Here is a 23,187-nt window from a genome sequence, read left to right as displayed (position 1 = left end):
GGGGAAGATAATTCAATTTGCAATTTATTAGAAAAGAATTAAATAAGGCAAAAAGGGTTAATTTCCTTATTGCCTTGAAATTGGTTGTTCTATTATTTTGTTAGCACCATCAAAAATAAATAAAGTTGCCTCATCCCTTGCTAGTTTTTCAACTCTATTCGTATCGGAACCTTTTTTAATAATATATTCATTAAATAAAAGGAGTCCATCATTTTTGGAAAGAGATGATGTTCCTATTGTTTGTGGACGCATCTTTGTAAACTTTGAATTTTTATCGTCAAGCTCCATAAGTTGTGCTAATGGTTTGTTGGGTAAAACAGCTAATTCGAACCCCTGTATTCTCTCCCCCGGATAATCAAAATAACTTCTAATCGGTGAACCGTCATCTGTTTTTAATAATACTTCATATCTGAGGATATTTTCTTTTACATTAATTTTAATACTAATTATGTTCAAATTTTGTTGCTTATCAAATCCCGTGAGAATAAAAATTATAAAACAAGTTATTACCAAACTTATAAATTTTTTCATTTTTTGCCTCCATTTCATGCTGTTTATTATGTGAATGAACAATTTTATTTTTAGTATTAATTATTTTCTTATTCAAATTCAGGGGCAAGAGATGAAGTTCAGTATCTGTTTCGGCAGCCTTTTTGCTTATTAAAGTAACAAGTAGCGTTTATGTCATAAGCAGGAACGTTTCTTTTTCCAAATTAAAAGAAATCAATGTTAAGATTAAAATATAATAATTGTTCAACTATCGAAGTAGGTTGGGGGCGGGGGAGGAATTTAGTGAAGTATTTAAAAATTATTTTATTATTACTTTTGTTTCTAATTATGCTTTCAGCTTGTTCCGCAGACAAACAGGAAGAAACTTATTCAATTATCGTTGTTTCTGGCGAGGAAAATATCAGTGAAAAATTTGCGGGTTATATAGGCAATCCCGTTATCCAATATCAGCATTTATTTAATTTAAAAACTGCTCAAGAAAAATATCCAAAATATGAAATAGAAAAAGTACCCGCGATTTTAATCTTCGAAGACAACAGTGCGGTTTTAAAGAAACTAAAACTAAAAACATATGATGTTGAGGAAGCATTAAGGTATCTTGAAGATATTCAAAATAAATAAATGCTATTTTTCACTAACGGATGCGATTCTTCAGCAGGAACAGTTGCTTTTAATGGAGTAGGGAAAGGTTAATAAGGATTAAAAAATTGCGAAGAATAAGAGTAAATATGTAATATGAGGTGAATCTTGATGGTTAAGATATGCATATTCCTATTTGGGATTTTATTTTCTACTTTTATTCCTTTACAAACTGTTAAAGCTGAAACTGTTCCAAAAGCTGAAGATCTGTATGTCACAATAGAGGATATTATTTCAGATATTGTATTCCCAAGTATTGATAAAAGAGTAATAAAAGAGTATGGGCAGGATACTCTTTTTGGCTGGGAATGGAAAAGGATTGTTGATATATCTTACAATGACAATCATTCTTATGATCTTTCCGTAAGAATCAAAATTCCTTCAAAAAATCTTGATAACAATAAAGAAGATTTAGTTAAGGTAAGAATATCCCCTTCTTGTGACAGCGATAAGCTTAATAAGCTGAAATGTAATCATGGGTTCAAAATTGAAATATTAGATTATAAACATTTGTCCCCACCTGCTGAATTGCCTACCACTAAAGCACAAAATGAGAACTTAACTGAAATTATGAAAAAAAAGAAACTTTAAGAGCTATATGCAAAACGTAGAGCTTTCAGTAGAGCTTATCTCCAAATTGAAGAAGAGATATTTGAACTGCAAAAAGAAATCCTTGAAGTAAAAAAAAGTCTAATAAAACATTGAACTAACGCTGAATGCTGAACAGTGTATTCGCTTTCTTTACTATCGGAGCAGGTTACTTTAAGAAGATTAAATATATGATATAATCTTTGCAATCTTAAAAAAGAGGGGGTTCATTAAAATTAAAAAATTGTTCTTTAAATATATCTATATTATTTTTATTATTATTGCGATTACAGCTTGTTCTTCTAATGGAAATCAGAATGTTCAAAGGATTAATATTTATGAGATGGAAAATTATTTTGAGGAAAAAGAAAACTCCTCGATTGTAATTGAGGATAAAGAAATAATAAATTCTCTTGTTAAAATAATTAATCGCGCTAAACAAAAACAAGGACAGATTGGAAGAGATCCTGATTATAAAATAGAGATTGGCAAAGAGACTTATCTTCTTTGGTTGGAAGAAAAGGTAGTAGTCATGGCTAAAGAAAAGGATAGTAGAACATTTTTTTCTTTTTCTAATTCTGCTATAAAGCAGATAAATGAAATGGTGCAACAAATTGAAGAATAAACGAATTTTTTATTCTTTCAGTAACGGGGGCAATTGCGAAATAGGAGCAGTCGTTTTTTTTGCTAACGAAGTAGTTTGTTAAAAAATGGTGAAATGTTGAAAGTGGAAAGAGAAATATTACTTTACAAACTTTAGAAAAAAATAGATGCCCAAATTTTTTTGACAATCTATAGAGAATTAGTTAGTCTGAGATGAATAAACTGTAAATTTACAGAGGATTTTATTATAATTTTGTCGAAATTTAATTATAGGAAATATTTTAAAGCGAGGAGTTGATTCCATGGCAAATGTATTAGATATTGCTAAATTTTTAATCTTTTTAAAAAACCATGACCCTCGTCAATTAGAGCTTTCCAATCTAAAACTCCAAAAATTGTTATATTACTGTCAAGGGTATTTTTTGTCATTAAATAATAATGGTAGACCTTTGTTTGAAGAGGATATCGAAGCATGGAAATATGGTCCAGTCATTAAAGAGGTTTACCATACTTACAAAGTTTTTGGGGATTTAGATATCAATATTCAAGTTGAAGAAGATGATTTTAATCTAGAGTTAGAAGAAATGGGAATAGTTGCATTAGTTTGGAGGAAATTTGGAGAATTAAGGGCAGGTACTTTGGTAGACATGACTCATAGTGAAAGTCCATGGTTGAATTCATGGTACTTTAATAAAGAAAGTAGTATAATTTCCACTGAAACAATAGCTGACTATTTCAGGAAAAATCCACCACAAGAATTATTAATGCATAGACAGGTGTAGAATATGGATCCTAAAAGACATTATTATAAAGTTGAAATATTATATAGAAAAACTTGGGTGAAATTTATCACCCTTATTTTAATTTTAGGATTAATTTCATTACAGTTTTATAGTAATAATCTTGCTTGGAATTTTGAAATACTTAAACCTAATGAAAAAATTCTTGATTATTTTATAAGGATTTTCATGTTTGTCATACCAGCCGTTATTACAATTTTTACTTTCGTGTATAGAGAAAAAAAGGATGCATCCTATTCTAATTTGAAGACCTCGAATATAATTACACTTTTTTTATACACGGTATCATTATCAATATTAACACTAGTCTATTCTATATCAACCAGTGTAGAACTATCAAATATAACAAAATCTTCTCAAATTAATAGTGATACCGTAATTAGATTTCAGATTACCTTTTCATTAGGTTTCCTAACTTTCCTTCTACTCATCGTATACTTTTATTATTTATTAAGGAATATGGACATTAGATATTCTTCAAAAAAAACACTTAAAAAAACATTAAAGCTTCATAATTTTATTAAATATTTGTACTTAAATGATAATAAGAAAGAATTTAGTTATAAGCACTTGTTCGAGGAATATAATCATTTGATTGAATCTAATTTTCAATTAATCATTGCAGCAATTTCAAGGAAAAATTTCTCGAATATTGAAAATGAATTAAAAAATCTTTTTGCTTTAAGTAACGATTATTTTTCAACATATATAGACATAACCTCGGAAAAAAATTTAAAAAGATTGCTTAGTGTAACCGAAAAGGATTTACTCTACAAAAAGGTCTTTTCCCTTGATTTTAGAGTTACTGAGAGTACTGAGTTGGAAGAGGATTTATCAGAAAAGATTTATTATATGGATAATTTAATTGAAGTCTATAAAACTATTGTATATAGTTACAAGACATTAATAAGAGAGGCCTCAACTAATGGCGTTACGAATATCCAAAAAACATCTCTTCTAGAATTTTCTAGATTGAATCCTGTGAAGTTTTATAAGTTTGAATTGGAAAATTTACAAGTTGAGGAGTATGTTTGGATTAATAACTACTACCAAGAGTTAGCAAGATGTTATCAAACTGCATTGTTTGAAATAATAAAAGAGTTTTCTGATGAAAAAACTGTTGAGTATTCATACCTAATAGAGCAGATTTCTAAATCAATTGGGCTTTTTAATTCTTTAGATATTTTTAAGGGAAAGAATGACCAGCAATTTAAAAATTTCTATAGCTCTTTACTTAAAAAACAATTACAGTTACTAGAATCCTTATTTATTTGGTCTGTTGAAACAAATAATGTACGTTTTTTAACTGAGTCTATGAACCTATTATTGAATCAATATTATAGTCACGTTCACTATCCAGATGGCTTAGAAAATGAGGTTAAAGAAAAACTAACTAAAGAAACAAGTATTTTAAATAGATACAATTATTCTGCAGATTTAGTTACTGGGATTAAAGACTATTCATCTAATGGTATTTTTAAGGAGTTGGCAGTTACAGGTGTAATTAAAATTATATTACATTCCCTGTATAAGAGTATAGAAATAGGGCATTATGCATGTACAGGCTATATTATTAAAGTAAGTATGAGCCATTTTACTATTAAAAATTACCTTAAAGCAATTAGCGGTTTTATTAAGAAAATTTTAGAGAGAAGAAACAATGATTTTGATCTGGGATATTATCACTATTCTTTTAATAATTTTTCAAAGTTACATTGTCTTCAAAAGTTAATTCTTTTAGTTTCTTATCAAATTTTAGGTAGGGTTGGGAAAAGTTATAAAGATGAATTAAAGGAGTTAATAAAAATCCTGTTCCTTAATAATGACAAAGAATTGCTATATATGGTAGAAAAGATAAATGCAGCTTCAAAATCATATGGTATGACTACTATTAATAAAAAGGTTACTAGTGTTATTAAAACAATTTTATATTTTTGATTATAATGCCGTACTCGGTAAGTTTAGTTTTGTGAATTGTCTATAGGAAATCTACAAAAGGTAGATTACTCATAATTTGGGGTAATATGCTCTCAAAACAATAAATACCAAAGATTACACACGTTAGAGTTGGTATAACTACCTTTCTAATAAGGGATAAGCGGAACGTATATTATTTACATTACAGAGGAGGGAAATAACATGGCAGGTGGAGGACGCAGAGGCGGACGTGCAAAGCGCCGTAAAGTTTGCTACTTTACAGCAAACGGAATCACTCACATCGACTACAAAGATGTAGATTTACTAAAAAAATTCATCTCTGAACGCGGTAAGATTTTACCAAGACGTGTAACTGGAACAAATGCTAAATACCAACGTAAATTAACTGTTGCTATTAAGCGTGCACGTACTATGGCTTTATTACCATACGTAACAGGCGAATAATATGAAAAAGACAGTTGGAATTTCAATCCAGCTGTCTTTTTTTTAAAAGGGTTAATCTGACTTCATATTAGGGAAACCGTTATTATTACATATAAGTTGAAGATGATGTAAATCATCGATAAAATATGATTTAGGATGTTTAATCAAAGAGGTGAGGGAATGGTTAATAGCCCGCGCAGGCTTACTGAAGGGGCATTATTATTAGCGATTTTTGCTGTATTACTATTAGTTACGATTTATGTTCCGGTACTTGGAATGGTTGTGAATTTATTTCTTTCACTCCCTTTTATCATGTTTTCTGCAAAGAATAATCGGAAGAGCTCCGTCTTATTCTTAATTGGAGCCATTGCGATCTCTTTAATTGTCGGAACGGTGTTATCCATTCCTTTAGCAATTGCCTATGGATTAACGGGGATTGTCATTGGAGACTTTATAAGAGAAAAGAAAAGCAGAATAGCAGGCTTTATTGGTGGAGGCATCGCCTTTTTAATTAGTTTAGTGGGGCAATATGCGGTCTCTGTTGCCTTTTTCAAGGTAGACTTTATTAAAGAGTCCATGATGTTGATGGAGGAATCAATTGAGCAATCAACCGAAATGATGTCGGCACTTGGACAGAGTCCTGACCAGGCTATGCTTGAACAATTTCAAGCAAGTATCGCAATGTTAGAGGTACTGATTCCCAGCTTGTTTGTTATGGCTTCATTCATGATTGTATTCTTTATTCAATTGCTGTCATTTCCAATTATAAAAAGGTTCGGGATAGAAGTTCCGAAATGGATGCCATTTAGAGAACTAAAACTGCCTAAAAGTCTTTTATGGTACTATCTAATCGTTTTATTTATCTCACTTATGCTAAATCCCGAAGAGGGCAGTTATTGGTTCACTGCATTAATGAATCTTTCTTTCATCCTGCAATTTTTCATGCTGTTGCAGGGGTTATCTTTTATCTATTACTTATCACATCGAAAAAAACTTTCGACATTTATACCAGTTCTAGCAACCGTATTAACTTTGTTTATTCCGATATTTCTTTATATTGTCAGGTTATTAGGTATAATTGATTTAGGATTTGATCTAAGGAAGAGGTTAGAAGATAGAACGAAAGGTTAGAGCATAAGGAAGACGAATGTTGTATCCTAAAAATAGCTAATATTTAATAGTGTCCGATTATACTTTTCACTACTGTTTGGGAGCTGAAAATCATAATGCCTTCATATTTAGAAAAACGGTCCATTCGCTATCCAATCTATGGATTGATCGTCATAACAGTGGTGCTGCTTGGAATCTTAGCTTCCTATCATTGGTTGTTTAGCTTAGCAGGCGTTCTAATCGCGGTTGTCCCATTTTATTACTTTTTCTTAATTGAATCTCGGCAAAGAAAAGAAATGGAAGACTATATTTCCACACTTTCTTACCGAGTGAAAAAAGTTGGGGAAGAAGCTTTAATGGAAATGCCGATCGGAATTATGCTGATCAATGACGATTATTACATTGAATGGACAAATCCATTTTTAGCTTCATGCTTTGATGAGGATACGATTATAGGTAGATCCCTATTTGATGTTGGTGAATCATTAATTCCCCTCATTAAGCAAGAAGTTGAAACGGAAACAATCACACTGCATGATCGAAAGTTTAGAGTGATTCATCGTGCAGAGGAACGTCTTCTATACTTTTTTGATGTTACCGAACAAACGGAGATTGAAAAATTATATGAGGACGAAAGAACGGTTATTGCCTATATCTTTTTAGATAACTATGATGACCAAACGCAAGGGATGGATGACCAAGCTAGAAGCAGTCTTAATAGTCTTGTTACTTCAACCTTGAACAAATGGGCTAATGATAATGGAGTATTTTTAAAAAGAGTCTCTTCTGAAAGGTTCGTGGCTGTTTTTAATGAACATATCCTTCATCTATTAGAAAAAGGGAAGTTCTCTATACTAGATGATGTTAGAGAAGTGACCTCTAAGCAAAATGTCCCGCTTACGTTAAGTGTCGGTGTTGGTACAGGAGTTTCATCGCTGCCTGAATTGGGTCTGTTGGCACAATCAAGCTTGGATTTAGCTTTAGGACGGGGCGGCGATCAAGTTGCCATTAAACAAACAAATGGAAAAGTGAAATTCTATGGCGGCAAAACGAATCCAGTCGAAAAGCGGACAAGAGTCCGCGCTCGTGTCATTTCACATGCATTAAAAGAATTGATTATTGAAAGTGACAAAGTAATTGTCATGGGACATAAAAATCCAGATATGGATGCAATCGGTGCTGCGATTGGGATTCGAAAAATTGCTCAATTGAATCAACGTGAGGGCTATATTGTTGTCAATCCTAGTGAGATAGACACTGGCGTATCTCGGCTCATGGATGAAATAAAAAAACATGAGGATTTATATTCACGTTTTATCACGCCTGAACAAGCATTAGAAATTGCAACAGAAGATACACTTTTGGTCGTTGTAGATACACATAAACCGTCTCTAGTAATTGAGGAAAGTCTCTTAAATAAGATCGATCATGTTGTTGTCATTGACCACCACCGTAGAGCAGAGGAATTTGTCGATAATCCATTACTTGTGTATATGGAGCCGTATGCTTCTTCGACCGCTGAGCTTGTTACAGAGCTTTTAGAGTATCAGCCTAAAAATGGAAAAATTAATATGCTGGAAGCAACCTCATTGCTAGCAGGAATTATTGTTGACACAAAGAGTTTTACATTAAGGACGGGCGCTAGAACCTTTGATGCTGCTTCATATCTCCGTGGACAAGGCGCTGACACGGTACTTGTTCAGAAGTTTTTAAAAGAAGATGTTGAGACATTCCTGAAGCGGGCTAAGTTAATTGAGACGGTATATTTTTATAAAGAAGGTATTGCAATCGCTAAGGGTAAGCCCGACCAAATTATTGATCAGGTTTTAATCGCCCAAACGGCTGATACGCTCCTTACGATGGATGGAGTCACTGCATCTTTTGTTATTTCCAAACGGAATGAAAATATGGTTGGAATCAGCGCCCGCTCATTAGGAGATGTCAATGTTCAGGTCATTATGGAAGGTCTGGGTGGCGGCGGACACTTGACGAATGCAGCAACTCAGATTCATGACGCTGAAATAGATGAGGCAGAACTGCGATTACAAGAAGTAATCGATGATTATATGGAAGGGAGAAAGAAATCATGAAAGTAATTTTTTTAAAGGATGTAAAGGGAAAAGGGAAAAAAGGCGAAGTTAAAAACGTGGCAGATGGATATGCACATAACTTCTTAATCAAACAAGGCTTGGCTGTGGAAGCAAACCAAGCAAATATAAGTTCTCTTAATGCTCAAAAGAAAAAAGAAGAAAAGCAAGCAGAGGAAGAATTAGCAGAAGCTAAGAAATTAAAAGAAGAAGTTGAAAAATTAACGGTAGAATTAACAGCAAAGTCTGGTGAAGGCGGACGCCTATTTGGTTCTATTACGAGCAAACAGATTGCAGACGCACTTCAAAAAACACATAAAATTAAAATTGATAAACGCAAGATTGAGTTAGAGGATGCTATTCGTGCACTAGGATATACAAAAGTTCCGGTGAAGCTTCATACTGAAGTTACTGCTACATTAAATGTTCATGTTAAAGAAGGAAACTAATATATGGAAGTTCCTTTTTTCCGTAAACATGTTAAAATAATAGAGTTCATTCAAATGTGATCAGTATCGCTGATCACATTTTTCTAATATATACTTTAACAAGTGTTTGAGTGTGTTATTGCTCTATTTATAAAAGGGGGTTAAATATCGTGAATGACTTATTTTCAGATCGACTTCCTCCACAAAATATTGAGGCAGAGCAGGCGGTATTAGGAGCTATCTTCCTTGAACCATCCTCTCTTACACTAGCAACGGAAATTCTGATTCCGGAAGATTTTTATCGTGCTGCACATCAAAAGATATTTAATGTCATGCTGAACCTGAATGATCAAGGGAAGGCAGTCGACTTGATTACCGTGACAGAGGAGCTTGCTGCGGCCAAATTACTTGAAGATACTGGAGGAGTCAGTTATTTAAGTGAATTAGCTGGGTCCGTACCTACAGCAGCCAATATTGAATATTACGCTAAAATTGTTGAAGAGAAATCATTGCTTAGACGATTGATTCGAACAGCTACTGGTATTGCACAGGATGGCTACCAGCGTGAAGACGAAGTTGAGCTTCTGTTAAGTGAAGCTGAAAAAAGCATTATGGAGGTATCTGGGAGAAAGAATGCCGGTGCCTTTCACAATATAAAAGATGTACTTGTCCGCACCTATGATAATATTGAAATGATGCATAACCGAGTAGGCGACATCACAGGAATTGCTACAGGATTTGCCGAACTCGATGAAATGACAGCAGGATTTCAGCGAAATGATTTAATTATCGTTGGAGCCCGTCCATCAGTTGGTAAAACAGCCTTCGCCTTGAATATTGCGCAAAATGTCGCGACAAAGACGGGGGAGAATGTTGCGATCTTCAGTCTTGAGATGGGGGCAGAGCAGCTTGTCATGCGTATGCTTTGTGCCGAAGGAAATATTGATGCCCAAAGACTTCGTACAGGGTCCTTAACAGATGAGGACTGGGGAAAGTTAACGATGGCGATGGGAAGTTTATCAAATGCAGGGATCTTTATTGATGATACTCCCGGCGTAAGAGTGCAGGATATCCGTGCGAAATGCCGCCGTTTGAAACAGGAACATGGCTTGGGAATGATTTTAATAGACTATCTTCAGCTAATTCTCGGAAGCGGACGTTCTGGTGAAAACCGCCAGCAGGAGGTTTCTGAAATCTCTCGTTCCTTAAAGCAGTTAGCCCGTGAATTACAGGTGCCTGTTATTGCTCTATCACAGCTATCACGTGGAGTTGAACAACGTCAGGACAAGCGTCCGATGATGTCAGATATCCGTGAATCAGGGAGTATTGAGCAGGATGCCGATATTGTTGCTTTCTTGTATCGTGATGATTACTATGATAAGGAATCCGAAAACAAGAATATTATTGAAATCATTATCGCTAAGCAGCGTAACGGTCCAACAGGAACGGTATCATTAGCATTTGTAAAAGAATATAATAAATTCGTGAATTTAGAAAGAAGATTTGATGATTCTGCTATGCCGCCTGGTGCATAGCCTGTAAAGATAAATAATTGTGATGAAGATTAGTTGGATGTAAACCGGCTAATCTTTTTTGTTTTTGGAAAAAGTAAAGAAAAGGAGTTATGACCATGCTTCGGCGAAACGGTTTTCCTTTTAGTTTATTCCTAACGAACATTGTTAAAAAAATAATAAAAAATGTTCGTGTTTCATTGACTAACGTATGCATAAATTGGTAAAATTACTATGTTAAAAAAGGACAGTTTATTTTTAAATACATACCTTTGGAGGTGCGGATATTTATGTCATCGGTAGTGGTTGTTGGTTCTCAATGGGGAGACGAAGGAAAAGGAAAGATTACAGATTTCCTTTCAGAAAATGCAGAGGTAATTGCTCGATATCAAGGTGGTAATAACGCGGGACATACGATTAAATTTGATGGAGAAACGTATAAGCTGCATTTGATTCCATCTGGAATCTTTTATAAAGATAAAATTTCTGTAATTGGAAATGGAATGGTTGTAGATCCAAAAGCGTTAGTTAAAGAACTTGCTTATTTACACGATAAAGGAGTCACAACAGATAATCTACGCATCAGCAATCGTGCGCATGTCATCTTGCCATATCATTTAAAACTAGATGAGGTAGAAGAAGAAAGTAAAGGTGCCAATAAAATTGGAACCACTAAAAAGGGAATCGGTCCAGCATACATGGATAAAGCAGCACGGGTAGGAATACGCATCGCGGATCTGATGGATCGAGAAGTATTTGAAGAGAAACTGTCACGGAATTTAGGAGAGAAGAACCGTCTATTAGAACGTATCTACGAAACGGAAGGCTTTAAAATAGAAGATATACTAGATGAGTACTACGAGCTTGGACAACAAATTAAACAGTATGTCGTTGACACTTCTGTCGTGTTAAACGATGCTCTTGATGAGGGACGCCGTGTTTTATTTGAAGGTGCTCAAGGTGTCATGCTAGATATTGATCAAGGTACATACCCATTTGTGACTTCATCGAACCCCGTTGCAGGTGGAGTAACGATCGGGTCTGGTGTTGGTCCGACAAAGATTAAGCATGTTGTTGGAGTTTGTAAGGCATATACGACTCGCGTTGGCGATGGACCTTTCCCAACAGAGCTTAATGATGAGATCGGCCATCAAATTCGTGAAGTAGGAAGAGAATATGGTACAACAACTGGCCGTCCACGCCGTGTGGGCTGGTTTGACAGCGTAGTGGTACGTCATGCTCGCCGTGTAAGTGGAATCACAGATCTATCTTTAAACTCAATTGATGTATTAACGGGAATTGAAACATTAAAGATTTGTACAGCCTACCGCTATAAAGGAGAAGTGATGGAGGAGTTCCCAGCAAGTCTAAAGGTTTTAGGGGAATGTGAACCGGTATACGAGGAGCTTCCAGGCTGGACAGAAGATATCACTGGCTGTAAATCTTTAGATGAACTCCCTGTTAATGCTCGCCATTATGTAGAAAGAGTAGCCCAGTTAACAGGTGTTCCTCTATCTATCTTCTCTGTAGGACCGGATCGTACTCAAACCAATGTAGTCATGAATCCATGGCGTCAAAACTAATCACGATAAAAGACTAAAGGACTGAATCTAAGTTCCTTTAGTCTTTTTTCTGTTATAACCCCCTTTTTGTAACATTCCTGTAATAAAACTGAAAAATCACTATGACAATGTTATTAATAGCATACTTGATGTTTTTTTCGCCAGAATATGCTATTTTACGACATGTCCAAAGTGGTTAATCATAATATTCCTAACATTTCTTTAGGGCAGCATGTCATGAATTATACATTTATATTACATTATAAATTCTCTTAATCTTTTCTGTTTTATTTATGTTAAAGTTAAAAAGGTGTTAAACAAGGATGTAAATAGAATAATAAGAGGTTTTACTATCTTATTAGTCTAGGAGGATTTAAATGTATATAGGTATAAAAAAATTGACTATGTCAGCACTTGCTTTTGCGGCTATTTCTTTAGGCACAGGGGCTGCTGCAGCAGCGGATTCCAATCTTACAACGGTTTACTATGTATACAACCAGGATGACTATATTGGAACTGTTTCTGATAAAGAAGTGATTAATAGTGCATTACATAAGAAAGTTAGTGAAGCAGAGGATAACTATCAACAAGTTAACCTGACAATTGGTTCAGAACTTACATATATTCCTGAGCAAGTATTTGGTTCAGGAGCGAACACAGATGATGAAAAGGTAATTCAAGAATTAACAGATTCATTGGATGTTGAAGCGGAAGCGTATGCTTTAAAAATTGGCGATGAGTCTGCTGTGTATGTAAAAGATTACGAGGCAGCGGAGAAAGTAATAGAGGCACTAAAACTCAAATATGTGACAAAAGAGCAGCTTCAGCAAGTACAGCAGCAAAAAGAAGAATCAGCCAGCAGCTTACAGCCTTTAAAAGAAAATGAAACACGTATATTAAATGTTTCTCTATCCAAAGAGATTGAGATAGAGGAGAAAATTGTTTCAGCGAAAGAGTTATTGTCCGTAGAGGATGCTGTCGAATATTTAATAAAAGGTACTCTCCATGAGAAAAAGTATCGAGTACAAGAAGGAGACGTTCTTGGCAAAATTGCTAATGAGCATGATATGACATTAGAACAGTTACGATCGATTAATCCAGAGTTAAAAGATGAAACTACCATTAAGGTAGGGCAGGAGTTAAACGTCACATTCCTTAAGCCTCTTGTAGAGGTAGTTGTGGAGAAGGAAACATTTAAAAAGGAAGCAATTGCACATGAAAAAGAGGTCGTAGAAGACCCATCAATGTATAAAGGTGACACAGAGGTTATACAGGAAGGCAAGGATGGCTCTAAGGAAGTAACTTATAAATCATTTGAGCAAAATGGCATGGTAGTAAAACAGGAAACCATCAATGAAAAGATTGTGGAGGAACCTGTTAAACATATTGTAAAAAAAGGTACGAAAGTAATCCCTTCCCGCGGAGATGGTTCTTTTGCATGGCCGGCTGTGGGCGGTTACATTTCCAGCTCACAAGGTACTAGATGGGGGAAACTTCATAAAGGAATCGATATAGCTAGACCTAGTAATAGAACGATAAAAGCAGCAGATAACGGAAAAGTAGTTTCCGCTGGCTGGGATGGCGGTTATGGTAATAAAATTGTTATTGACCATCAAAATGGGTACAAAACAATCTATGCACACCTATCTTCCATAAATGTAAGTGTGGGGCAAACCGTTACAAAAGGAACTAAAATTGGCATTATGGGTTCAACGGGAAATTCAACTGGTATTCATCTCCATTTTGAGATTTATAAGAATGGCAGTCTGAAAGACCCTCAGGATTATTTATAATAAAATGGTAAAAAGTCTCTAGTATATGCTCTAGGGACTTTTTTACTTAATTCATGCCCATTTAAATATTTACCATTCGAGGTATATGTTTTTACCCTCGTGCTAATAGGTGAATTCCCTTAAATAAAATGGTAAAGTAGAAAGTAGAACAATTTTCTAGGCAGTGAAATTAGATTGATTGAAGGAGAATTGTATGGATAAAAAAATCTTAGTTGTCGATGACGAAAAGCCAATTGCTGATATACTGCAGTTTAATTTAAAAAAAGAAGGCTACGAAGTCTATTGTGCTTATGATGGAAATAGTGCACTTGAAATGGTAGAAGAAATCAAACCTGATTTAATTCTTTTAGATATCATGCTTCCTCAAAGAGATGGGATGGAGGTATGCAGGGAAGTACGAAAAAAATACGAAATGCCGATCATTATGCTGACCGCAAAGGACTCTGAAATAGATAAGGTATTGGGCTTAGAGCTAGGTGCAGATGACTATGTGACAAAGCCTTTCAGTTCAAGAGAGTTAATTGCCCGCGTAAAAGCAAATTTAAGGAGACATCAACATGTCGCGGCGCAAAGTGATGAAGAAGAGACAAATGAGATTGAGGTTGGGGCGTTAACGATTCATCCAGATGCTTATATTGTTTCAAAACGCGGAGAAAAGATTGAGCTGACACATCGCGAATTTGAACTGCTTCATTATCTAGCTAAGCATATTGGTCAAGTTATGACGAGAGAGCATCTATTGCAGACTGTTTGGGGCTATGACTATTACGGTGATGTACGAACAGTAGATGTGACGGTTAGACGCTTACGTGAAAAAATCGAAGATAACCCGAGTCATCCTATATGGATTGTAACGAGAAGGGGAGTCGGCTACTACTTAAGAAATCCTGATCAGGAGTAATTCACGATCATGAAAAAAGTCGGTTTCTTTCGTTCGATACATTTAAAGCTGGTATTAATTTATGTACTATTGATTTTAATAGCGATGCAAATCATCGGTGCTTATTTCGTCCGTCAGCTTGAAGCGACACTTTTAAAAAATTTTGAAACATCGATTCAGGAAAGAGTCGATTTATTGGCTTATTATCTTGGAGAAGAAATGATCAAGGAAAGAAGTACGGACGAAGAGGGTCCCACTTTAGAGGATGATGTCAAAAATCTCCTGAAGGATTTTAATAAAACGGCTGATATTTCAGAGGTTCGGGTAATCGAAGGGAACAGTCTTAAATTCCTAGGGACCTCAGATCCTTATAACCAAGGAATTGTCGGACAAAGAACGACAGATAAGTTAATCTGGCGTGTCATTGCTACGTCTGATGATGACGGTGACGATGTCACAATGATTGATCCGCAAACTAAAAATCGTATATGGGTTCTAGTTAATCCTATTAAGGTGGATGGTGACGTTATAGGAGCCATCTATTTAATTGCCAATGTAGAAAATGTTTATGAGCAAATGAGGACCATTAATAATATCTTTGCTACAGGCACGGTTATGTCGTTGGGAATCACAGCGGTACTAATAGTGTTGCTTGCTCGAACGATTACAAGACCGATCTCGGATATGAGAAGACAAGCATTAGCAATGGCAAAAGGGAACTTTTCAAGAAAAGTTAAGGTCTACAGCTATGATGAAATTGGCCAGTTAGCAATAACCTTTAATAATTTAACTAAGAAACTTCAAGAAGCACAGGCAACAACTGAAGGAGAACGGCGAAAGCTTTCCTCAGTTCTTTCCTATATGACCGACGGTGTTATTGCCACGGATCGTAAAGGACGAGTTATTTTAATTAATGAACCCGCTGCAAAAATGCTGAATGTTTCACGTGAAACGATTCTCTCAACACCAATTGTATCTTTGCTCGGGATCGAAGAAGAGTATACGCTTGACGACTTATTAGTGGAAAATGAATCAGTGATTTTAAACTATAGTACGAACACAAAACCTTATGTACTGCGTGCTAATTTTTCTGTCATTCAGAAAGAAACGGGGTTTGTGAACGGTCTGATTGCAGTGCTTCATGACATTACTGAGCAGGAAAAGATTGATATGGAACGGCGTGAATTTGTTGCCAATGTGTCACATGAATTACGGACACCACTGACAACGATGAGAAGCTATTTAGAAGCGCTGGCAGATGGTGCCTGGAAAGATGAGAATATTGCACCTAACTTTTTAGAAGTGACACAAAACGAAACAGAAAGAATGATTCGTTTAGTCAATGACTTATTGCAGTTATCGAAAATGGACAGCAGAGATTATCAGCTGACGACAGAGTGGATTAATTTTGTGGAGTTTTTCAATCGAATCATTGATCGATTTGAATTGACCAAAAATCAAGATGTTCATTTTGAAAGGAAGCTCCTTGACCATGCTGCAGTTGTAGAAATTGATGAAGATAAATTAACACAAGTGTTGGATAATATTATTTCAAATGCACTGAAGTACTCACCTGAGGGTGGAAAAGTTACTTTTAATATGGTTGAACAAGAAGAACAGCTGGTTATTAGCATTTCTGATGAGGGAGTGGGGATCCCAAAGGAAAATATCGAGAAAATCTTCGATCGTTTTTATCGAGTTGATAAAGCTAGAACAAGAAAGCTGGGCGGTACAGGATTAGGGTTGGCCATTGCAAAAGAAATGGTTGAAGCACATGGAGGCAATATTTGGGCAGACAGTGTGGAAGGTCATGGGACAACGATTTCTTTTAGTCTACCTTATGTACAGACGGAAGAGGATGATTGGGCATGACATATGAAAACTTTAAGACAGTGCTATTAACTTTTTTAGTACTGACAAGTACACTATTCACTTATGGTATTTGGACCTATAAGCCAAGTTACGACACAATGGAAAATACCAATATTGTGCCGGAAGTTAACTTAGGTGAAAAAAAGGAAGTTTCTCAAATTGTGAAGCCAACGAAGATTTTTTACCATCAGAACAACCTCCATCTTGGGACAGTCAATCATAATGAGATAAATACTGTCTTACAGGAACTAAGTAACTGGAATTTAGATGGTTTCGAGAACGTTTCGAAAAACATCGGTGGATTGTCCAATTTTTATGAAGAAGGATATGCGGAGATTATTTTCCCCGATATTGTACCGATGGAAATTTACAAAGGTGTATTAAATCTTCGGGATAGTGAAACATTAAATTTTCAATTTGATCGGATCATCATTGATTTAAAAAACACAGCAGGTGAAGAAGGGTTTGTCTATTTTTTAAACTCTGAACATGATCAGGCTTTTCGGGCACGTGTAGTTGTTTCCTTTATTAATAATTTCAAACAGTCCTATTATCAGACTGCAAAAGACAATCCTTCCTTCTTAACTTATACGTTGGAACCACTCACAGATAATAGAAGCTTATTAGTACTAACTTACTCAACAACGCTGCCAACGTACAGTTATTTGTTAGATATTTTTCAAACAGATAGCTTCAGAGATGCCTTATTTAGTGATCCAATCCGTGTACAGAGATATAGTTCGATGTCCGGGGATGAATATAAGGATTCTTCCACGTTGCTCAGAGTCAATAAAGAGACATATACGATCTCTTATGTGAATCCTGCAGAGGAAAGTGAACGGCCAATCAATGCTAGTGAATTGCTGCAGCACAGTATAGACTTTGTAAATGGGCATGGCGGCTGGACAGATAACTATCGTTTTGTAGGGGTGGATGCTGCAGAAAGAACTGTTTCATATCGCATGTACGAACGTTCTTCTGGACTTCCGATTTTTAATAGCGGAATGTCTGACATTCTCCATATCTGGGGTCAAACAGAAACCTTTATGTATATGAGAAATAATTTTGCACTTGACCGCCGTGTTGATACGGAAACGAAGGAGAACCCATTAGTTTCCGGTATCGATACATTACGTATTCTCAAAAACACCGAGGGTATTAACCCTGAGTTTATCCAGGATTTAACCATCGGCTATAATATGGTTCGTGGTTCAGGAGGACCGCTTGTTCATTTACAACCAGCATGGTATTACAAGTATAAGGACCAATGGCTGATGGTTCCGAAGGAGAATAAGGGAGGCGAAGAAATTGGATTGGAGTAGGATTAAATCAATTTTTATCGTAGCCTTCCTTATCTTGAATCTTAATTTGATGTTCGAGTTTTATAAAACTTATCATTCTAGTCAATATGATTATATGTCGGAAACTTCTATTGAAAATAAGTTAAAAACAGATGAAATTAAATATGAAGACCTTCCTAAAAATATTAAGAGTGATAAATATTTGAGTGCGGAACCAAAGAAATTCACGAAAGAGGAATTAGAAAAGGTTAAGGACACGATTTTAAGAGGACAAAACATCACCGTTTGGAATGAAACGACGATTGAATCTAATTTTCAAGAACCGATAGAGCTGAAGGAGAAATTTGATTTAGCTGAATTTCAGTCTTTTATGAAAAGCAATGTTCTCTATACGGAAGAATATGAGCTTTGGGAGTTAGATGAAGATAAAAATGTCATCACATTTTACCAAGTCTTTGATGGTAAAATGCTCTACAAAAATCCCAATGGTGAGCTTACCTTTTTTTTGAATGATGAAAATGAGTTGACCGGTTATAAACAAACTCTTTTAGAGAACTTTGAGGAATTTTCTGAGGAGGATAATATCCTTCAGCCTCTTAAAGCGATTGAAACTCTATATGATAATGGGGAATTAGAATTTGGCAGCAAAATCTCAAAGGTTGAGCTAGGGTATTATACATTGGTTCATCTTACGTCATCGCAAGTGCTGACACCAGTTTGGCGGTTCTTGGTCGATGATGAAAAAAGCTTATTCGTAAACGCAATCGATGGTCAAATTGTTCAACTAGAAAACCAAGATAAAAAGATAGTGGAGTGAAAAAAATGGGACTCACATTTAGTGTTCTTGCTAGCGGGAGCACGGGAAACGCAGTTTTCGTAGAAACGGAGGAGCATTCCTTTTTAGTGGATGCTGGTTTAAGCGGGAAGCAGATGGAAGCTCTTTTTGCAAAAATTGACCGGGATATGGGGAAACTCTCTGGTTTGCTTGTTACTCATGAACATAGCGATCACATTAAGGGCGTAGGAATTGTTGCCCGCAAATATAATCTGCCTATTTACGCCAATGAAAAGACATGGGCTGCGATGGATGGTTTAATTGGGAAAATACCATTAGAACAAAGGTTCACGTTTGAGACAGAAACCGTTAAGAGCTTTGGCGCATTAGATATTGAATCATTTGGCGTTTCTCATGATGCAGCTGAACCGATGTTCTATATCTTTCACCATGGGGGCAAAAAGCTGGTTCTTATTACAGACACAGGTTATGTCAGTGACAGGATGAAAGGGATTATTTCGAATGCAGATGCTTTCGTATTTGAAAGTAACCATGATGTCCAAATGCTTCGCATGGGGCGATATCCTTGGAATATTAAACGAAGAATTCTAAGTGATGTGGGGCATGTCTCTAATGAAGATGCAGCCATTGCTATGAGTGAAGTTATCGGGGATCAGACTAAGCGAATTTATTTAGCGCATTTAAGTCAGGATAATAATATGAAAGACTTAGCAAAGATGTCTGTCACACAAACACTGCAAAGCCGAGGAGTAATTGTCGGTGAGCAAGTTGAACTTTATGATACAGATCCAAAAAATCCAACGGCATTAACAGCCGTATAGGTACCTGAGAAGAAATCGGTGAGAGAACCGGTTTCTTTTTTATGAATAAACTAAGACTAAAATATGAACAAAGTTGTAAGAATGCAAATTTAGCATGCTTTTCATTAGATTTTTCATGTTACAAGATTATAATTAGGTATAGATAGGAAGAATAATCTTTAGCAATCGTTCTCGTGAAAGGAATGGTGAAAAGTGGGTTATTACGATCAAGATTACCAAGAACGCTATAAAAAGCAAAAGGGAAACAGGGGTGGATATATACTTGCCAGCTTGGTCGGAGTGATATTAGGAGCTCTGCTAGTAGTAATTGCCCTTCCGCAGCTGTTAAATTATGATGTATTGCCTTATTCCTTGGATGATGAAGAAAAAAATGAAGTGGAAGAACGCAGTCCTCTGCAATCAGAGACGGTTTCAGTAAATGTTGAAACAGATATTACAAAAGCAGTCGAAAAAGCGGCAGATGCTGTCGTGGGTATAACCAATATCCAAGCAACTAGCTTTTGGGGAAATGGTCAAGGAGAAGAGGCTGGTACTGGTTCCGGTGTCATTTATAAAAAGGAAGGCAATAAAGCCTTTGTCGTAACAAATCATCATGTAATTGAAGGAGCTAACACGATTGAAATTACGTTAGCAAATGGCACAAAAATTCCTGCGACACTTCGAGGCAGTGATATTTGGACAGATCTAGCGGTGCTTGAAGTAGATGGCAGTGAAATTGAAACTATTGCTGAATTTGGAGATTCTGATGCTTTAAGGACGGGTGAACCAGTTATTGCAATTGGAAACCCATTAGGACCTACCTTCTCAGGATCTGTTACTCAAGGGATCATTTCAGGGTTAGAAAGAGCAATCCCGGTTGATATCGATCAAAATGGTGTAGTTGATTGGCAGGCAGAAGTATTACAAACGGATGCTGCTATCAACCCTGGTAATAGCGGAGGGGCTCTAATTAACATTGCTGGCCAAGTAATCGGGATTAATTCAATGAAAATTGCTGAGAGTGCGGTTGAAGGAATTGGACTTGCGATACCAATCAATTATGCCATCCCTATTATTGAAGACTTAGAACAGGTTGGTGAAGTTCAAAGGCCATACATGGGAATCGAACTTCAATCTGTAAATGAAATTCCGTCTTATTATCAGCAAGAAGCATTGAAGCTTCCAAAAGATATTAATTATGGTGTTGCTGTCATGAGAGTAGAACCAAATTCACCAGCAGAGTTAGCTGGCCTGCAAGAGCTGGATGTTATCGTTGAAATGGATGGAGAGAAGATTACAGACGTGATCGATTTACGCAAGCACTTATATAATGAAAAGGACATTGGTGAGTCCTTAACTATTAAGGTCTACCGAAATGGAAAGATAGAGGAAACCACGATGAAACTAACAGGAAATAGAGTATATTAGTTAGATGTGGGTAAAATAGAGCAGGAAGGCTGTGTATAAAAGCTTTCCTGCTTTTTTTGATCATGTTAAGATGAAATGTGGATAAGTAGGACAGAGTTTGGAATGGTGTTTTCCACATTAGAATTTTGTCTAATTATGTAGAAAATATAAACATGATAGAAGGAGAAAAGAACATGATATATTGCTGTGAAGAACATGTGGATCTTGCTATAGACACGATTGTAGATGAATTTGAGACATTTCCGTTACTGTCTAAAGTGGCAGTGGACGAGTTATCAACAAGCTGTGAATATTGTCGAAATTCCGCTGTATATATGGTAGCGAACGAATGATCTCATACAAGATGTGGATAGAAAATGTGGATATGTGGATAAGTTATGTGGATATCTTGTTTGTAAAGTGAGGATTAGGTGTGCATATTTCGTTAGTAACGGTTGGAAAGTTAAAAGAAAAATATTTAAAACAAGGCATTGAAGAATATTTAAAAAGATTATCATCTTATGCCAAGGTAGAGGTAATTGAAGTATCCGATGAAAAGGCACCAGAGGAACTAAGTGCAACCGAAATGGAGCAAGTGAAACAAAAAGAGGGAGAGAGAATTCTAGCGAAAATAAGCCCCGATACATATGTTATCGCATTAGCGATTCAAGGAAAACAAAAATCTTCCGAAGAACTGGCAGAGTTACTGGATAAACTGGCAACCTATGGGAAGAGCAAAATTGCCTTTATCATTGGCGGTTCACTTGGCTTAAGTGATGAAGTCTTAAACAGGGCAGATGAGCACCTGTCATTTTCAAAAATGACATTCCCTCATCAATTAATGAGGCTGATTTTGGTGGAGCAGGTCTATCGGGCGTATCGAATTAATCGGGGGGAACCGTATCATAAGTAAATGAAGTTATTAAGGGTATAGGATGGCCCCTACGCATATTTTCCTTAGTGCCTCTTTCTTGGAAAGAAGCACTAAGGTTTATTTATTATAATGAGATTGTCCCTTTATTTGTTATTTGGATATTAATCCAATGATAACTCTGCCTAAACTTGATGTTCCATAGTTTTCACCATTCTTTTGGCTCATAGTTTAATTCTCTAAATAACTGAGTTCGTTCTTTCTTGGATAAATCTCTCCATTGTCCAGGAGAAAGGTTACCTAAATGAATATTCATGATTCGGGTTCTTTGCAAACGGTAAACGTCGTATCCTAATTCAGCGCACATGCGGCGTATTTGGCGGTTTAGCCCCTGTGTTAAAATAATCTGAAATTCAAACTTTGATAATTGAACAACTTCACAAGGCAGGGTTTTAGTATTTAATATTTTGACACCTTCTGACATCTTCTTCAAGAATTCAGGAGTAATTGGTCTGTCTACTGAAACAATATATTCCTTTTCATGCTTATTTTCAGACCGCAGAATTTCGTTAACAATATCGCCATCATTCGTAAGAAGTATTAAGCCCTCTGAATCTTTATCCAGGCGCCCAATATTAAATATTCTTAATGGATGGTTGACCAAGTCAACAATATTTCCTTTTACACCTTTTTCTGTTGTGCTAGTAATGCCTACAGGTTTATTTAAGGCAATATAGACATTATTCCTTGCTACTCGAATTGGATTTCCATCCACTTTAACGTCATCCCCAGGTTCAACTTGGCTACCTATAGTTGCACGCTTACCATTAATAGTAACTCTTCCATCGGTAATTAATTTATCGGCACCTCGTCTAGATGCTTTTCCAGATTCACTTATATATTTATTAATACGCATGTTGACACAACCTTAATCAGAGGATTGTTTTATTAGATACTAACTATACTTCATTTTTAGGGTGAATGACAAATTCTGATTTATATATAACGGATATAGGGGATAAAAAGAAGCGAAAATTACTCTATTATAGGTATATATAAGGATATTATTCTGAATAGCAGAAAGGAGTTAAAACGAGCTTGCACACCCTAACCTAGCAACACCTAATATAAGTACATTACGGTGAACCGTATCATAAATAGATGCGGTTAATTTGAAGAATTTTTTAGTAAGTTAAATTGAAATTTCTATATAAAGAAAAACACATTGTATCGGGGGGATCCAATGTGTTCTTTAATAGAAAAGTTAT

22 protein-coding genes are annotated in these 23,187 nt (G+C 35.8%); 20 read left to right on the top strand and 2 right to left on the bottom strand.

Annotated features, from left to right (window positions below; genetic code table 11):
• Positions 1-66: 66 nt before the first annotated feature.
• Positions 67-531: a hypothetical protein gene (locus CZ487_RS25750; RefSeq protein WP_077215204.1), complete on the bottom strand. Its 465-nt coding sequence runs from the start codon at positions 529-531 to the stop codon at positions 67-69.
• A gap of 261 nt (positions 532-792) precedes the next feature.
• Between CZ487_RS25750 and CZ487_RS25745 the strand changes: the two genes are divergently transcribed.
• The 20 genes from CZ487_RS25745 to rlmH all read left to right on the top strand — a co-directional run bounded on the left by CZ487_RS25745 (position 793) and on the right by rlmH (position 21,961).
• On the top strand, positions 793-1,131 hold the full coding sequence (locus tag CZ487_RS25745; protein WP_077215203.1) for a hypothetical protein: 339 nt from the start codon (positions 793-795) through the stop codon (positions 1,129-1,131).
• Positions 1,132-1,260: 129 nt separating this feature from the next.
• Positions 1,261-1,740 carry a hypothetical protein gene (locus CZ487_RS25740; protein WP_077215202.1) on the top strand — a complete coding sequence of 160 codons (480 nt, stop codon included), beginning with the start codon at positions 1,261-1,263 and terminating at the stop codon, positions 1,738-1,740.
• Between the two features lie 340 nt (positions 1,741-2,080).
• On the top strand, positions 2,081-2,362 hold the full coding sequence (locus CZ487_RS25735) for a YhfM domain-containing protein (protein WP_139339618.1): 282 nt from the start codon (positions 2,081-2,083) through the stop codon (positions 2,360-2,362).
• 280 nt (positions 2,363-2,642) lie between these two features.
• Positions 2,643-3,122, top strand: a complete 480-nt coding sequence (locus CZ487_RS25730) for a Panacea domain-containing protein (RefSeq protein ID WP_077215200.1) — start codon at positions 2,643-2,645, stop codon at positions 3,120-3,122.
• Positions 3,123-3,125: 3 nt separating this feature from the next.
• The gene (locus CZ487_RS25725) at positions 3,126-5,078 is read left to right on the top strand and encodes a hypothetical protein (protein ID WP_077215199.1); all 1,953 of its coding nucleotides are present in this window, start codon (positions 3,126-3,128) and stop codon (positions 5,076-5,078) included.
• 201 nt (positions 5,079-5,279) lie between these two features.
• Positions 5,280-5,522 carry a 30S ribosomal protein S18 gene (rpsR, locus tag CZ487_RS25720; protein WP_019157210.1) on the top strand — a complete coding sequence of 81 codons (243 nt, stop codon included), beginning with the start codon at positions 5,280-5,282 and terminating at the stop codon, positions 5,520-5,522.
• 159 nt (positions 5,523-5,681) lie between these two features.
• The gene (locus tag CZ487_RS25715; RefSeq protein WP_077215198.1) at positions 5,682-6,632 is read left to right on the top strand and encodes a YybS family protein; all 951 of its coding nucleotides are present in this window, start codon (positions 5,682-5,684) and stop codon (positions 6,630-6,632) included.
• 95 nt (positions 6,633-6,727) lie between these two features.
• Positions 6,728-8,701 (top strand): DHH family phosphoesterase, encoded by a 1,974-nt coding sequence (locus tag CZ487_RS25710; RefSeq protein WP_077215197.1) that lies wholly within the window; start codon positions 6,728-6,730, stop codon positions 8,699-8,701.
• Positions 8,698-9,147, top strand: coding sequence for a 50S ribosomal protein L9 (gene rplI / locus CZ487_RS25705; RefSeq protein ID WP_077215196.1), 450 nt, complete (start codon positions 8,698-8,700; stop codon positions 9,145-9,147). Before CZ487_RS25710 ends, rplI begins: the two co-directional genes overlap by 4 nt.
• Positions 9,148-9,296: 149 nt before the next feature.
• On the top strand, positions 9,297-10,661 hold the full coding sequence (gene dnaB, locus CZ487_RS25700) for a replicative DNA helicase (RefSeq protein WP_077215195.1): 1,365 nt from the start codon (positions 9,297-9,299) through the stop codon (positions 10,659-10,661).
• A 266-nt stretch (positions 10,662-10,927) separates the two neighbouring features.
• Complete coding sequence (locus CZ487_RS25695; protein ID WP_077215194.1) at positions 10,928-12,220, top strand: adenylosuccinate synthase; 1,293 nt, start codon at positions 10,928-10,930, stop codon at positions 12,218-12,220.
• A gap of 356 nt (positions 12,221-12,576) precedes the next feature.
• Positions 12,577-13,992 (top strand): M23 family metallopeptidase, encoded by a 1,416-nt coding sequence (locus CZ487_RS25690; protein ID WP_077215193.1) that lies wholly within the window; start codon positions 12,577-12,579, stop codon positions 13,990-13,992.
• A gap of 193 nt (positions 13,993-14,185) precedes the next feature.
• Positions 14,186-14,893 (top strand): response regulator YycF, encoded by a 708-nt coding sequence (gene yycF / locus CZ487_RS25685; RefSeq protein WP_077215192.1) that lies wholly within the window; start codon positions 14,186-14,188, stop codon positions 14,891-14,893.
• A 9-nt stretch (positions 14,894-14,902) separates the two neighbouring features.
• Complete coding sequence (walK, locus tag CZ487_RS25680; protein ID WP_077215191.1) at positions 14,903-16,744, top strand: cell wall metabolism sensor histidine kinase WalK; 1,842 nt, start codon at positions 14,903-14,905, stop codon at positions 16,742-16,744.
• Positions 16,741-18,066, top strand: a complete 1,326-nt coding sequence (locus tag CZ487_RS25675) for a YycH family regulatory protein (RefSeq protein WP_077215190.1) — start codon at positions 16,741-16,743, stop codon at positions 18,064-18,066. Before walK ends, CZ487_RS25675 begins: the two co-directional genes overlap by 4 nt.
• The gene (locus tag CZ487_RS25670) at positions 18,053-18,862 is read left to right on the top strand and encodes a two-component system regulatory protein YycI (RefSeq protein WP_077215189.1); all 810 of its coding nucleotides are present in this window, start codon (positions 18,053-18,055) and stop codon (positions 18,860-18,862) included. Before CZ487_RS25675 ends, CZ487_RS25670 begins: the two co-directional genes overlap by 14 nt.
• Before the next feature lie 5 nt (positions 18,863-18,867).
• A complete protein-coding gene (locus tag CZ487_RS25665; RefSeq protein ID WP_077215188.1) occupies positions 18,868-19,662 on the top strand; it encodes an MBL fold metallo-hydrolase in 795 nt (264 codons plus the stop codon).
• 192 nt (positions 19,663-19,854) lie between these two features.
• Positions 19,855-21,069, top strand: a complete 1,215-nt coding sequence (locus CZ487_RS25660; protein WP_077215187.1) for a S1C family serine protease — start codon at positions 19,855-19,857, stop codon at positions 21,067-21,069.
• A 173-nt stretch (positions 21,070-21,242) separates the two neighbouring features.
• A complete protein-coding gene (locus tag CZ487_RS25655; RefSeq protein ID WP_077215186.1) occupies positions 21,243-21,401 on the top strand; it encodes a CxxH/CxxC protein in 159 nt (52 codons plus the stop codon).
• 80 nt (positions 21,402-21,481) lie between these two features.
• The gene (gene rlmH / locus CZ487_RS25650) at positions 21,482-21,961 is read left to right on the top strand and encodes a 23S rRNA (pseudouridine(1915)-N(3))-methyltransferase RlmH (protein ID WP_077215185.1); all 480 of its coding nucleotides are present in this window, start codon (positions 21,482-21,484) and stop codon (positions 21,959-21,961) included.
• A 166-nt stretch (positions 21,962-22,127) separates the two neighbouring features.
• On the opposite strand, the gene rluF is transcribed toward rlmH, so the two are convergent.
• Positions 22,128-22,835 carry a 23S rRNA pseudouridine(2604) synthase RluF gene (gene rluF, locus CZ487_RS25645; RefSeq protein WP_077215184.1) on the bottom strand — a complete coding sequence of 236 codons (708 nt, stop codon included), beginning with the start codon at positions 22,833-22,835 and terminating at the stop codon, positions 22,128-22,130.
• Positions 22,836-23,187 lie beyond the last annotated feature (352 nt).

This window comes from Robertmurraya dakarensis, from assembly GCF_900156875.1.
Classification (GTDB): Bacteria; Bacillota; Bacilli; order Bacillales; family Cytobacillaceae; genus Robertmurraya; species Robertmurraya dakarensis.
The sequence above is the reverse complement of the archived record's forward strand: the minus strand, read 5'-3'. Positions and strand labels throughout refer to the sequence as shown.

Coding starts and splice junctions, on each gene's coding strand:
- CZ487_RS25750 (WP_077215204.1), bottom strand. CDS start 531: ATGAAAAAATTTATAAGTTTGGTAATAACTTGTTTTATAATTTTTATT.
- CZ487_RS25740 (WP_077215202.1), top strand. CDS start 1,261: ATGGTTAAGATATGCATATTCCTATTTGGGATTTTATTTTCTACTTTT.
- CZ487_RS25735 (WP_139339618.1), top strand. CDS start 2,081: ATGGAAAATTATTTTGAGGAAAAAGAAAACTCCTCGATTGTAATTGAG.
- CZ487_RS25730 (WP_077215200.1), top strand. CDS start 2,643: ATGGCAAATGTATTAGATATTGCTAAATTTTTAATCTTTTTAAAAAAC.
- CZ487_RS25725 (WP_077215199.1), top strand. CDS start 3,126: ATGGATCCTAAAAGACATTATTATAAAGTTGAAATATTATATAGAAAA.
- rpsR (WP_019157210.1), top strand. CDS start 5,280: ATGGCAGGTGGAGGACGCAGAGGCGGACGTGCAAAGCGCCGTAAAGTT.
- CZ487_RS25715 (WP_077215198.1), top strand. CDS start 5,682: ATGGTTAATAGCCCGCGCAGGCTTACTGAAGGGGCATTATTATTAGCG.
- CZ487_RS25710 (WP_077215197.1), top strand. CDS start 6,728: ATGCCTTCATATTTAGAAAAACGGTCCATTCGCTATCCAATCTATGGA.
- rplI (WP_077215196.1), top strand. CDS start 8,698: ATGAAAGTAATTTTTTTAAAGGATGTAAAGGGAAAAGGGAAAAAAGGC.
- CZ487_RS25695 (WP_077215194.1), top strand. CDS start 10,928: ATGTCATCGGTAGTGGTTGTTGGTTCTCAATGGGGAGACGAAGGAAAA.
- CZ487_RS25690 (WP_077215193.1), top strand. CDS start 12,577: ATGTATATAGGTATAAAAAAATTGACTATGTCAGCACTTGCTTTTGCG.
- yycF (WP_077215192.1), top strand. CDS start 14,186: ATGGATAAAAAAATCTTAGTTGTCGATGACGAAAAGCCAATTGCTGAT.
- walK (WP_077215191.1), top strand. CDS start 14,903: ATGAAAAAAGTCGGTTTCTTTCGTTCGATACATTTAAAGCTGGTATTA.
- CZ487_RS25675 (WP_077215190.1), top strand. CDS start 16,741: ATGACATATGAAAACTTTAAGACAGTGCTATTAACTTTTTTAGTACTG.
- CZ487_RS25665 (WP_077215188.1), top strand. CDS start 18,868: ATGGGACTCACATTTAGTGTTCTTGCTAGCGGGAGCACGGGAAACGCA.
- CZ487_RS25655 (WP_077215186.1), top strand. CDS start 21,243: ATGATATATTGCTGTGAAGAACATGTGGATCTTGCTATAGACACGATT.
- rluF (WP_077215184.1), bottom strand. CDS start 22,835: ATGCGTATTAATAAATATATAAGTGAATCTGGAAAAGCATCTAGACGA.